Raw genomic sequence first — 13337 nt, 5'->3', positions numbered from 1 at the left:
AAAAGATCGCAGCCTTCGACAGCTCCTACAGGGTTATGCGAACACCTGTGTAGGAGCTGCCGAAGGCTGCGATCTTTTCCGGCACGGAATTATATCGAGCCGAACGGAAAGTTACTCCAGTGCTTTCCAGATATCCGTGGCGTACTCACGAATCGTCCGGTCTGACGAGAACCAGCCCATCCGCGCCGTATTGAGCACTGCCGACCGCCACCAGTTATTGGAATCGTGCCAATGCGCTTCAACACGTTTCTGCGCTTCCCAGTAGGAATCGAAGTCGGCGCAGACCAGGAAGCGGTCGTAATCCACCAGCGAATCGATCAACCCGGTGTAACGCGAGGTGTCATCCGGCGAGAACACCCCGCTACGGATTGCTTGCAGCACATCGTTCAGACGATGGGACGCAGCGATGTCCGGCACCGCGCTGAACTCGTGGTTCTGTTTGCGCGCTTCAACCTGCTGCGCGCTGAGGCCGAAGATGAACATGTGTTCGGCACCGATGCGCTCGCACATTTCCACGTTGGCGCCGTCCAGCGTGCCGATGGTCAGCGCGCCGTTGAGGCCGAACTTCATGTTACTGGTGCCCGAGGCCTCGAAACCGGCGGTGGAAATCTGCTCGGACAAGTCCGCCGCCGGAATGATGCTCTCCGCCAGACTGACGTTGTAGTTGGGCAGGAACACCACTTTCAGCAGACCGCGCACAGTCGGATCGTTGTTGACCACGCGGGCGATATCGTTGGTCAGCTTGATGATCAGTTTGGCCTGGTGATAACTCGCCGCTGCCTTACCGGCGAAGATCTTCACTCGCGGCACCCAGTCGACTTCCGGCTCGGCGCGAATCGCCTGATACAGCGCCACGGTGTGCATCAGGTTGAGCAACTGGCGTTTGTATTCGTGGATGCGTTTGACCTGCACATCGAACATCGCCGCCGGATTGACCGCGATGCCCAGCCGTTCATGAATCAGATAGGCCAGGGCTTTCTTGCTGTGCAGCCGTTGTTCGGCAAAGGCTTTGCGGAACGCGGTTTTCTCGGCGAACGGCTCGAGATCGAGCAGGCGTTCTTCGGGGTTGTCCAGCACCTCCGGGCCCAGTGAGTCGACCAGCATTGAGGTCAATTCGGAATTGGCCTGGAACAGCCAGCGGCGGAAGGTAATGCCGTTGGTTTTATTGTTGATCCGCTCCGGATACAACTTGTGCAGCTCGGAAAATACCGTGCTGCGCATCAGCTGCGTGTGCAGCCCGGACACACCGTTAACACTGTGCGAACCAAGAAACGCGAGGTTGCCCATGCGCACGCGGCGACCATTATCTTCTTCGATCAGCGACACCGCGCGCAGCACGTCGAAATCGTGAATGCCTTTGGCCCGCAGCGAGTCGATGTGCTGAGCGTTGATCAGGTAAATGATCTGCATGTGTCGCGGCAGCATGCGTTCCATCAGGCCGACCGGCCAGGTCTCCAGCGCTTCCGGGAGCAGCGTGTGGTTGGTGTACGACAGCGTGTCGACCGTCACTTGCCACGCCGCATCCCAGGCCACATCGTAGACGTCGACCAGTTGGCGCATCAGTTCGGCCACGGCAATTGACGGGTGCGTGTCGTTGAGTTGAATCGCTGCATGATCGCCCAGGGTCAGCACCGAAGTGTGCATGTTGCGATGGCGACGCAGCAGATCCTGAAGCGAAGCGGCGACAAAGAAGTATTCCTGACGCAGGCGCAGTTCCTGCCCGGCTTCGGTGCTGTCCGCTGGGTAGAGCACGCGGGAGATACTTTCCGCCCGGGCCACTTCGGCCACCGCGCCCAAATGGTCACCGGCGTTGAAACGTTCCAGGTGCAAATCTTCCATGGCCCGCGCACGCCACAGACGCAAGGTGTTGACGCTTGCCCCGCGCCAGCCCACCACTGGCGTGTCGTAAGCAATCGCGCGGACGGTTTCGGCCGGCGACCAGACTTGTCTGGATTTGCCGGAAGCGTCAGTGACGGTTTCGACGCTGCCACCGAAGCCGATGGTGTAGACGACCTCTGGCCGTTCAAACTCCCACGGGTTGCCGAAGTCCAGCCAGTGCTCGGTCTGCTCCTGCTGCCAGCCGTCGACGATGGCCTGGCGGAACAAGCCGTGTTCATAACGAATGCCATAACCGTGACCGGCGATGCCGAGGGTCGACATGCTTTCCATGAAGCACGCGGCCAGACGCCCGAGGCCACCATTGCCGAGCGCTGCATCAGGCTCCAGCAAACGGATACGTTCCAGGTCGACACCGAGCTCGGTCAACGCTTCACGGGCGACGTCGAGCAGGCCAAGGTTGCTCAGGCTGTCGTAGAGCAAGCGGCCGATAAGGAATTCCAGCGAGAGGTAGTACACCCGCTTCTGACCTTTGCGGTAGATCTGCCGGGTGTGGTCCATCCAGTGCTCGACCATGTGATCACGCGCCGCCAATGCGATGGCTTCGAACCAGTCATGGTCGAAGGCGTGGTCGGGGTCTTTGCCCACCGCGTAGGTGAGCTTGGTCAGGACGGCATCGCGGAATGCGGCCACCTCTGCTTCGCGAACTAGTGGTTCTTGAGTCATCAATAGGACCTCGAGCGAGCGGGAATTGTCTGAGCCTAGACGGTCTGACCGACGGTCGAGGCGCTGGTTCGGCAGTATTTCCTGAGACTGTGAGCTGGCCCGGCATAACCTTGGCGGATGGGCTAATGAATGCAGGGGCCGTGCCGAATTTTCCGGCAAAGTGCCTGCATCGAGAAAAAATCTGGCGAAAGGTTGTTCAAAAATCCACCAGTCCCGGTATGATCGCGCGCCCTGATGCACACACGCCTGGTAACTCCCGATGATGAAGCCCAACCTGATTGCCGCCGCCGAGATCGATCGTCTCGATACGTGGGCGAAATATTCGGCCCCGATGTGCGGCTCTTGCATGTCCAGCTGCTGCACGCTGCCGGTCGAAGTGAAGATCAAGGATCTGGTGCGCATCGGCGTGGTCGACGAGTTCGAACTGGGCGACCCGCCAAAGAACATCGCCAAGCGTTTGCAGAAGGAAGGCCTGGTCGAGCGCTTCAATCAGAAGTCGGGGATTTTCACCCTGCAGCGCATGAGCAACAACGATTGCTACTACCTGGATCGTAAGAGCCGCCTGTGCACCATTTATGACAAGCGTCCGGACACCTGCCGCAATCACCCGAAGATCGGTCCGCGTCCTGGGTATTGCGCTTATAAGCCGAAGGAAGTTGAGCGCGTGCAGAATTTCCGCGCGATCGAGAAGTTCTAAAAGCCAACCCTCACCCCCAGCCCTCTCCCGGAGGGAGAGGGAGCCGACCGAGGTGTATGGCGCCATACATCGACCTGAAACACCCAGTCGATTATGGATTCGGGACAGCCCGCCAAATCGATTCTGGATTCGGCAGAATTCACTCAGGTCGATGCATTTCCTGAGCATCCCCCGATCAGTTCCCTCTCCCTCTGGGAGAGGGCTAGGGTGAGGGGCTTTTCAGCTTCAACACACTTCCCCCAGACAAACAAAAACGCCCCCGGTCTCGCGACCGGGGGCGTTTTTTATTCCAGGGCTAGATTACGCCTTGGCTTTCTTGGCAGCGCGGGTACGCTCGCTTTCGTCCAGGATCTTCTTGCGAAGACGGATGGACTTAGGCGTGACTTCGCACAGCTCGTCTTCCTGGATGTATTCCAGAGCCTGTTCCAGAGTGAAGCGAACAGGTGGTACCAGAGCGATGGTTTCGTCTTTACCCGAAGCACGCATGTTGTCGAGCTTCTTGCCTTTGGTTGGGTTTACACCCAGATCGTTGTCGCGGCTGTTCTGACCAACGATTTGACCGTTGTAGATCTCCTGGCCGTGTTCTACGAACAGCTTGCCACGAGCCTGCAGGGTTTCCAGCGAGTAGGTCAGTGCCTTACCGGTTTCAACCGAAACCAGAACGCCGTTCTGACGACCGGACATGTGGCCCGACTTCACTGGAGCGTAACGGTCGAAGATCGAGGTCAGGATGCCAGCACCGTTGGTCAGGGTCAGGAACTGGTTACGGAAACCGATCAGACCGCGAGCAGGGATGTTGTATTCCAGACGAACACGGCCCTTGCCATCCGGCACCATGTTGCTCAGGTCGCCCTTACGCAGACCCATCTCTTCCATGACCTTGCCCTGCGATTCTTCAGGGATGTCGATGGTTACGTTTTCGAACGGTTCCTGCTTCACGCCGTCAACTTCACGGATGATCACTTCAGGACGGCCCAGGGCCAGCTCGAAGCCTTCGCGACGCATGGTTTCGATCAGTACCGAGAGGTGCAGCTCACCACGGCCGGAAACCTTGAACTTGTCAGCCGAGTCGCCTTCTTCAACGCGCAGTGCAACGTTGTACAGCAGCTCTTTGTCCAGACGATCCTTGATGTTACGGGAGGTCACGAACTTGCCTTCTTTACCGCAGAATGGCGAGTCGTTTACCTGGAAGGTCATGGAAACGGTTGGCTCGTCAACGGTCAGCGGCTTCATCGCCTCGACGGTGTTGATATCGCACAGAGTGTCGGAGATGAACAGCTCGTCGAAGCCGCTGATGCAGACGATGTCGCCGGCTGCTGCTTCTTCAACGTCAATGCGGTGCAGACCGTGGTGACCCATCAGCTTCAGGATACGACCGTTGCGGCGCTTGCCGTCGGCGCTGATAGCGACAACCGGAGTGTTCGGCTTGACGCGACCACGAGCGATACGGCCAACACCGATAACACCCAGGAAGCTGTTGTAGTCCAGAGCGGAGATCTGCATCTGGAACGGACCGTCACGGTCAACGGCCGGAGGCGGAACGTGGTCGACGACCGCTTGGTACAGCGGAGTCATGTCTTCAGCCATGGCGGTGTGATCCAGACCGGCAATGCCGTTCAGGGCCGAGGCGTAAACAACCTGGAAGTCCAGTTGTTCTTCGGTTGCACCGAGGTTGTCGAACAGGTCGAAGATCTGGTCCAGAACCCAGTCCGGACGCGCGCCTGGACGGTCAACCTTGTTGATTACCACGATCGGACGCAGGCCGGCTTCGAAAGCCTTCTTGGTCACGAAACGGGTTTGCGGCATAGGGCCGTCTTGAGCGTCAACCAGCAGCAGAACGGAGTCGACCATCGACATTACGCGTTCAACTTCGCCGCCGAAGTCGGCGTGGCCCGGGGTGTCCACGATGTTGATGTGGTAGCCGTTCCAGTTGATGGCGGTGTTTTTCGCCAGAATGGTAATACCGCGCTCTTTTTCCTGGTCGTTGGAGTCCATCACGCGCTCGTCGTTGAGCTCGTTGCGCTCCAGGGTGCCGGATTGACGCAGGAGTTTGTCTACCAGGGTGGTCTTACCATGGTCAACGTGGGCAATGATGGCGATGTTACGTAGATTTTCGATCACTTGTGTATCTCGATCAGAGGATTCGGTTTGCTGACAAGTCTTGGCAGCGATTAACAGTAGTGTCCGGCATGGCCGTTACAGCTTGACGGCGGTGTCGGGGGGCCGGTGACGCAGGCCACAGGCAAACAGCCCCGGGCACTTAGCTCGGTCGATAAACGCGCACATTGGCATGCCCCTCACTGAGCAAATGGTGAGCATGCAGGCGACTCATCACGCCTTTGTCGCAATACAGCAGGTACTGGCGAGTCGGATCCAGCTCCTTGAAACGAGCGTTCACTGCGTAGAACGGCATCGTCTGTACTTCTACGCCAGCAAGTTCCAGCGGCTCATCCTCGGCGGCATCCGGGTGACGGATGTCGATCACGATCTGGCCGGCCAGTGCTTCGCTGACTTCTTCAATCTGTACGTCCTGGCCCAATTCGTCGATCACTCGATCGATCGGCACCAGTTTGGCGTTTTCGAGCGCACGCTCGAGCACCGCCATGTCGAATTCTTTCTCTTCGTGCTCAACGCGACCGCGTTTGGCGGCTGTCTTCGGATTAACCGAAATGACCCCGCAGTATTCCGGCATGTGCCGGGCAAAATCGGCGGTGCCGATCTCGTTGGCCGTGTCGATGATGTCCTGCTTGTGCGCCACGATCAGCGGACGCAGGACCAGCTTGTCAGTCACGCAGTCGATCACCGAGAGGTTCGGCAGAGTCTGGCTCGACACCTGGGAGATCGCCTCGCCGGTAACCAGCGCTTCGATGTGCAGGCGATCGGCGATGTTGGAAGCCGCGCGCAACATCATACGCTTCAATACGACGCCCATATGACTGTTATCGACTTTGCCGAGAATTTCGCCCAGCACTTCTTCGAACGGAACACTGACAAATAGCACGCGTTGCGAGCTGCCGTACTTCTTCCAGATGAAATGCGCGACTTCCATCACGCCCAATTCGTGGGCACGACCGCCCAGATTGAAGAAGCAGAAGTGCGTCATCAGGCCGCGACGAATGATCTGGTAAGCCGCAACCGTCGAGTCAAAGCCGCCGGACATCAATACCAGCGTCTGCTCCAGAGCGCCGAGCGGGTAACCGCCGATGCCGTTGTGCTGGCTGTGGATGACGAACAACCGTTTGTCGCGAACTTCGATGCGGACTTCGATTTCCGGCGCTTTCAGGTCGATACCGGCAGCACCGCACTCACGGCGCAGCTTGCTGCCGACGTATTTTTCGACGTCCATCGAGCTGAACGTGTGTTTGCCCGCGCGCTTGCAGCGCACCGAAAAAATCTTCCCCGCCAGTGCATCGCCGTAATGCTGTTTGCACTTCTCGGTGATGTCGTCGAAGTCGCCCAGCGGATACTCGTCGATCTGCAGAAAGTGCGCGATGCCCGGCATGCAGGTCAGGCGCTCACCCATCTCTTTCAAGGCTTTGGGGTCGGTAACGCGGGTTTCCAGCTCGAGATTGTCCCACACGCCGTTCACCACCACGGCCGGGTCCAGGTCACGGAGCACGGTGCGGATGTTCTTGGCCAACTGGCGGATGAACTTCGTCCGGACAGGTCGGCTTTTGATGGTGATCTCGGGGAAGACTTTTACGATTAGTTTCATGAAAACAGCGCGCGAACGGCCAGCCGAAAAAGGGGGGCGCGGATTATAGCGGAAATTGCTCAAGGTTTAACCAGTTAATGTGCAGAAGGTTTTGCGTGCACCAAAACAGGTCGTTTTCGATTTATCACGCTACATTAAAGGGCGAGATTTTCTGCATTCAGGTGCTTTGCACCTTTATAAGCGTGAATTTGGGGCAAAAAACCCATGCTGGGGCACTGGCATGCAATTTGCTCCCTTGTGAGGCAGGTTGCCTTGGCAGAGTATCTGCGCCGGCATCACCCAACTTTAAGGGCATCCACTACTAGCCCTAAGCCACCCGGAGGACAGTATGTCGAAGACGGTTCAACTCATCAAAGATCATGACGTCAAGTGGATTGATCTGCGCTTCACGGACACCAAAGGCACTCAGCACCACGTGACCATGCCGGCTCGCGATGCTTTGGACGAAGACTTCTTCGAAGTCGGCAAAATGTTCGACGGTTCCTCCATTGCTGGCTGGAAAGGCATCGAAGCCTCCGACATGATCCTGATGCCGGTTGACGAAACTGCCGTTCTCGACCCGTTCACCGAAGACGCCACCCTGATCCTGGTGTGCGACATCATCGAACCTTCGAGCATGCAAGGCTACGACCGCGACCCACGTGCGATCGCCAAGCGTGCCGAAGAACACCTGAAAGCCACCGGCATCGGTGACACCGTGTTCGCCGGTCCAGAGCCTGAGTTCTTCATCTTTGACTCGGTGAAATTCAAGTCGGACATCTCCGGCTCGATGTTCAAGATCTACTCCGAGCAAGGTTCGTGGATGTCCGACCAGGACGTCGAAGGTGGCAACAAAGGTCACCGTCCAGGCGTCAAAGGCGGCTACTTCCCGGTTCCGCCGTTCGACCACGACCACGAAATCCGTACCTCCATGTGCAACGCACTGGAAGAAATGGGCCTGACCGTCGAAGTTCACCACCACGAGGTGGCAACTGCCGGCCAGAACGAAATCGGCGTCAAGTTCAACACCCTGGTGAAGAAAGCCGACGAAACCCAAACCCTGAAGTACGTTGTCCACAACGTTGCTGACGCTTACGGCCGCACCGCGACCTTCATGCCGAAGCCACTGTACGGCGACAACGGTTCGGGCATGCACGTCCACATGTCGATCTGGAAAGACGGCAAGAACACCTTCGCTGGTGAAGGCTATGCCGGCCTGTCCGATACCGCTCTGTACTTCATCGGCGGCATCATCAAACACGGTAAGGCCCTGAACGGCTTCACCAACCCGGCGACCAACTCCTACAAGCGTCTGGTGCCAGGCTTCGAAGCGCCGGTAATGCTGGCCTACTCGGCCCGCAACCGTTCCGCTTCGATCCGTATTCCTTACGTGTCGAGCCCGAAAGCCCGCCGTATCGAAGCACGCTTCCCGGATCCGGCTGCCAACCCGTACCTGGCCTTCGCAGCACTGCTGATGGCCGGTCTGGACGGTATCCAGAACAAGATCCACCCAGGCGACGCTGCTGACAAAAACCTGTACGACCTGCCGCCTGAAGAGGCGAAAGAGATCCCGCAAGTTTGCGGCAGCCTGAAAGAAGCCCTGGAAGAGCTGGACAAGGGCCGCGCGTTCCTGACCAAGGGCGGCGTATTCTCCGACGACTTCATCGACGCTTACATCGCACTGAAATCGGAAGAAGAAATCAAGGTTCGCACCTTCGTACACCCACTGGAATATGAGCTGTACTACAGCTGCTGATCCGGTAGCGCCGCGCTATGCGGCGTGACAAAAAGAGGCCTCCTTCGGGAGGCCTTTTTTATTGCCTGCGATTTGTGGCGTCTGAATGATCTCCGGATGTGAGCCAAGTTGGGCCAACTGCCGCGACTGTCCTATGCTGCACCCATCGTTTTCAATCCCGGTCGATTTCATGGGTCGCACCTTTCTCTACATACTGCTGCTGATCGCCCTCCCCGCCGCCGCGCAGATCTACAAGTACACCGATGCCAACGGCAACACGGTCTACAGCGATCACTCGCCGGGCGGCGTACAGGCGCAACCGGTGGATTTGCCGCCGCTCAACCGTGTCGAGCCACAAGCGCCAAGTGCGCCACCTGCGGCGGATGTCGACAACCGTCAACCTGCGCGCAATGCCTACGACATTCTCGAACTCGCCGGCCTGCCGACCGAAGAAGCCCTGCGCGCCAACAACGGCACATTCACTGTCAATGTGCTGATCAAGCCGCGCCTGCAAGCGCCGCATCAATTGAGGCTGGTATTGGACGATGAGCCTTACGGCCAGCCGAGCAACGTGCCAATCCTGCAACTGGTAAACGTAGATCGCGGCGAGCATCGTCTGGCGGTGCAGGTGATTGATGGGCAAACGGTCATCCAGCAAAGTCCGCCAGTAGCCCTCAGCGTGCAGCGGGTGCACAAGCCATGATCCGCGCGGGGCTGTTCGTCCTGTCGGCACTGATGACGCTGCAAGCTTCGGCAGAGGTCTTCACCTACACCGATGCTCAAGGCAATCGCGTGTTTACCGATCAGCCGCGCAGCAACGCCAAGCGCGTACCTATCGCGACCAGCAATCGCATGTCCGCAAACCCAACGGCCAACACACCAGTTCCCACGGCAAAAAAATCCCCGGAACAACCACCGTTCCACTACGACATGTTACGCATCCTGGTGCCCGAACCCGATGCCACGATTCGCAGCAGCGCCGGCGAAATCATCGTCAGCGTCACCAGCGAGCCGGGCCTGCAAAAAGGTCATCGCTACCGGCTGCTGCTGGATGGCCAAGCCACCGGCGAACCGGGCCTGAGCCCGGTCTTCCCGCTGAGCAACATCGACCGTGGCAGCCACAATCTTTCAGTGGAAATCCTCGACGCCGAAGGCCGTACCGTCGAACGCACCGCCAACCAGCCCTTCCACATGCTGCGCATCTCCCTCGCACAGAAACGCCAGGTCAAACCCTGCACCACCGCCGATTACGGCGTCCGCCCGGAATGTCCCTTGAAAGACAAACCGCCCGAGCCGAAAAATCCCTTCCTGCGTTTCTTCTAACGCCATTCAGCTTTGCGCACTATATTGGTGCAGCAGGCTGCACCGTACCCATATCGCAACCCATTTTGGTTCGAAACTACCCGTGAGAGCTGGCCCTGTGCCACGCAAACGAGCGTCAAACGTCTGTTTCACGGGTTAAACGCTTCTTTTCGGAGCCTTGGTTTGGTTTTTGCATTTTCCGTTCACCGACGCTTGCTTGTTGCGCACGCTCCGCCCCCAAAAGAGGCTCCGATGACCATTAGCGACGCAATCCACCGTTTGCTGCTCGACAACCTGACCACCGCCACCATTCTGCTCGACGCCGAATTGCGCCTTGAGTACATGAACCCGGCGGCGGAGATGCTGCTCGCTATCAGTGGGCAGCGCAGCCATGGGCAGTTCATCAGCGAGCTGTTCACCGAGTCCACCGAGGCGCTGAATTCCCTGCGTCAGGCGGTGGAGCAGGCGCATCCGTTTACCAAGCGCGAAGCGATGCTCACCGCCCTCACCGGCCAGACGTTGACCGTGGATTACGCGGTGACGCCGATCCTCAGCAACGGCGCGACCATGCTCCTGCTGGAGGTTCATCCGCGTGACCGCTTGCTGCGGATCACCAAGGAAGAAGCGCAGCTGTCCAAACAGGAAACCAGCAAGATGCTGGTGCGCGGTCTCGCCCATGAGATCAAGAATCCGCTCGGCGGCATCCGTGGCGCCGCCCAACTGCTGGCCCGCGAGCTGCCGGAAGAAAGTTTGCGCGATTACACCAACGTGATCATTGAAGAGGCTGACCGCCTGCGCAATCTGGTCGACCGCATGCTCGGCTCGAACAAGCTGCCATCGCTGGCGATGTGCAACGTCCATGAAGTGCTCGAACGCGTCTGCCACCTGGTCGAAGCCGAAAGCCAGGGCTGCATCACCTTGGTGCGTGACTACGACCCAAGCATTCCCGACGTGCTGATCGACCGCGAGCAAATGATTCAGGCTGTGCTGAACATCGTGCGCAATGCGATGCAGGCGATCAGCAGCCAGAACGAACTGCGCCTGGGCCGCATCAGTCTGCGCACCCGGACCATGCGCCAGTTCACCATTGGCCACGTCCGCCATCGCCTGGTGACCAAGATCGAGATCATCGACAACGGCCCCGGGATCCCGGCGGAACTACAGGAAACCATTTTCTTTCCCATGGTCAGCGGTCGCCCGGACGGTACCGGGCTGGGCCTGGCCATTACCCAGAACATCATCAGCCAGCACCAGGGCCTGATCGAGTGTGACAGCCATCCAGGCCACACCACCTTCTCGATCTTTCTGCCACTGGAACAAGGAGCCACATCGACATGAGCCGTAGTGAAACCGTGTGGATCGTCGATGACGACCGTTCTATCCGTTGGGTTCTGGAAAAGGCCTTGCAACAGGAAGGCATGACCACCCAGAGCTTCGACAGCGCCGATGGCGTGATGAGTCGCCTGGCCCGTCAGCAGCCGGACGTGATCATTTCCGACATCCGCATGCCGGGTGCCAGCGGTCTGGATCTGCTGGCGCGGATTCGCGAGCAACACCCACGGTTGCCGGTCATCATCATGACCGCTCACTCCGATCTGGACAGCGCTGTCGCCTCGTATCAGGGTGGCGCTTTCGAATACCTGCCGAAACCGTTCGACGTTGATGAAGCGGTATCGCTGGTCAAGCGCGCCAATCAGCACGCACAAGAACAGCAGGGCCTGGAAGTCGTGCCGGCACTGACGCGCACCCCGGAAATCATCGGCGAAGCGCCGGCGATGCAGGAAGTGTTTCGCGCCATTGGCCGCCTGAGCCACTCCAACATCACCGTGCTGATCAACGGCGAATCCGGCACCGGTAAAGAACTGGTCGCCCACGCCCTGCACCGCCACAGCCCACGCGCGGCCTCGCCGTTCATTGCGCTGAACATGGCGGCGATCCCCAAGGATCTGATGGAATCCGAGTTGTTCGGCCATGAGAAAGGCGCGTTCACCGGCGCGGCGAATCTGCGTCGCGGTCGCTTTGAACAGGCGGACGGCGGCACGCTGTTCCTTGATGAAATCGGTGACATGCCGGCGGATACCCAGACCCGTTTGCTGCGAGTTCTGGCCGATGGCGAGTTCTATCGCGTGGGCGGGCATGTGCCGGTCAAGGTCGACGTGCGCATCATCGCCGCGACGCACCAGAATCTGGAAACCCTGGTGCATGCCGGCAAGTTCCGTGAGGACTTGTTCCACCGCCTCAACGTGATTCGCATCCACATCCCGCGCCTGTCGGATCGCCGTGAAGACATCCCGACCCTGGCCAAGCACTTCCTCAGCCGCGCCGCACAGGAACTGGCGGTCGAGCCGAAACTGCTGAAGAGCGAGACCGAGGAATACCTGAAGAACCTGCCGTGGGGCGGCAACGTGCGGCAGCTGGAGAACACTTGCCGCTGGATCACCGTGATGGCGTCCGGGCGCGAGGTGCACATCAGCGACCTGCCACCGGAGCTGCTGAACCTGCCGCAGGATTCAGCGCCGGTGACCAACTGGGAGCAGGCACTGCGTCAGTGGGCCGATCAGGCGTTGGCGCGTGGCCAGTCGAGCCTGCTCGACAGCGCGGTGCCAGCGTTCGAGCGGATCATGATCGAGACGGCGTTGAAGCACACTGCCGGGCGTCGGCGTGATGCGGCGGTGTTGCTGGGTTGGGGGCGCAATACCCTGACGCGCAAGATCAAGGAATTGGGGATGAAGGTCGATGGCGGGGATGATGATGAGGGGGATGAGGGTTAACGCTTAAGGATTGTCGTGTACTCAGGATCGATCCCCCTCACCCCAGCCCTCCCGAAACGTCGGACCGCCCCCAAGTGGGAGAGGGGAAAGGGAGCCGATCTCGGGTGGTTTCGAGGCCTGAGTTCGGCTCGGTATCTCAGGTCGGCGTAACTTGACCGGGCCCCTCACCCTAACCCTCTCCCTCTGGGAGAGGGTTAGGGTGAGGGGCCACCGTGCACCGCATCAATGCACAATGACCCGCGATCGCGCACAGCCGCATCGCCACAACTCAACCCTGAAAACACTGATGAATCCTTTTTCACAAATGCGAAAGCCCCGAATTACGGGGCTTTCGCGTTTCTGATCAGCTCTTTTGTTTCAGCAGATGAAAACCTGGCACGCCCCCTGCAATACCTCTCACAGGTGATTCGATTCACCACCCGTTTCGGGGACCTTGGTACAGGCAGGCCGGGGATTCCCCTCTTTACACCGGGCTCACACCGCAACGCGACGAGCCCACCCTTTTGGGATCCTTGGTACAGGCAGGCCGGGGGTTCCCTCTTTACACCGGACCGCCGCCAACAGCGAAGTCCATCC

General features: G+C 59.0%; 9 protein-coding genes. 6 read left to right on the top strand and 3 right to left on the bottom strand.

Annotated features, from left to right (window positions below; translation table 11 throughout):
- Nucleotides 1–111 precede the first annotated feature (111 nt).
- A complete protein-coding gene (locus tag M9827_RS00260; RefSeq protein ID WP_250602799.1) occupies nucleotides 112–2562 on the bottom strand; it encodes a glycogen/starch/alpha-glucan phosphorylase in 2451 nt (816 codons plus the stop codon).
- 259 nt (nucleotides 2563–2821) lie between these two features.
- Between M9827_RS00260 and M9827_RS00255 the strand changes: the two genes are divergently transcribed.
- Entirely contained in the window at nucleotides 2822–3259 is a 438-nt protein-coding gene (locus M9827_RS00255) for a YkgJ family cysteine cluster protein (protein ID WP_025110918.1), read from the top strand.
- A 300-nt stretch (nucleotides 3260–3559) separates the two neighbouring features.
- Here M9827_RS00255 and typA read toward each other — a convergent pair whose 3' ends face one another.
- Together typA and thiI are read right to left on the bottom strand one after the other, a co-directional pair.
- A complete protein-coding gene (typA, locus tag M9827_RS00250) occupies nucleotides 3560–5380 on the bottom strand; it encodes a translational GTPase TypA (protein ID WP_003220792.1) in 1821 nt (606 codons plus the stop codon).
- A gap of 139 nt (nucleotides 5381–5519) precedes the next feature.
- Nucleotides 5520–6974 carry a tRNA uracil 4-sulfurtransferase ThiI gene (gene thiI / locus M9827_RS00245; RefSeq protein ID WP_095047172.1) on the bottom strand — a complete coding sequence of 485 codons (1455 nt, stop codon included), beginning with the start codon at nucleotides 6972–6974 and terminating at the stop codon, nucleotides 5520–5522.
- Between the two features lie 328 nt (nucleotides 6975–7302).
- Here thiI and glnA point away from each other — a divergent pair, with 328 nt between their 5' ends.
- From glnA to ntrC, 5 genes are all read left to right on the top strand, one after another.
- The gene (gene glnA / locus M9827_RS00240) at nucleotides 7303–8709 is read left to right on the top strand and encodes a type I glutamate--ammonia ligase (RefSeq protein ID WP_186552128.1); all 1407 of its coding nucleotides are present in this window, start codon (nucleotides 7303–7305) and stop codon (nucleotides 8707–8709) included.
- A gap of 169 nt (nucleotides 8710–8878) precedes the next feature.
- Nucleotides 8879–9391, top strand: a complete 513-nt coding sequence (locus tag M9827_RS00235; protein ID WP_250602798.1) for a DUF4124 domain-containing protein — start codon at nucleotides 8879–8881, stop codon at nucleotides 9389–9391.
- The gene (locus tag M9827_RS00230) at nucleotides 9388–10011 is read left to right on the top strand and encodes a DUF4124 domain-containing protein (RefSeq protein ID WP_250602797.1); all 624 of its coding nucleotides are present in this window, start codon (nucleotides 9388–9390) and stop codon (nucleotides 10009–10011) included. Before M9827_RS00235 ends, M9827_RS00230 begins: the two co-directional genes overlap by 4 nt.
- 231 nt (nucleotides 10012–10242) lie before the next feature.
- On the top strand, nucleotides 10243–11328 hold the full coding sequence (gene glnL / locus M9827_RS00225) for a nitrogen regulation protein NR(II) (protein WP_250602796.1): 1086 nt from the start codon (nucleotides 10243–10245) through the stop codon (nucleotides 11326–11328).
- Nucleotides 11325–12761 (top strand): nitrogen regulation protein NR(I), encoded by a 1437-nt coding sequence (gene ntrC / locus M9827_RS00220; RefSeq protein ID WP_007909238.1) that lies wholly within the window; start codon nucleotides 11325–11327, stop codon nucleotides 12759–12761. Before glnL ends, ntrC begins: the two co-directional genes overlap by 4 nt.
- Nucleotides 12762–13337 lie beyond the last annotated feature (576 nt).

Origin of the sequence: Pseudomonas sp. AKS31 (assembly GCF_023634765.1) — a bacterium.
Classification (GTDB): Bacteria; Pseudomonadota; Gammaproteobacteria; order Pseudomonadales; family Pseudomonadaceae; genus Aquipseudomonas.
Note: the sequence above shows the minus strand (reverse complement) of the source record. Positions and strands in the feature narration are given on the sequence as shown.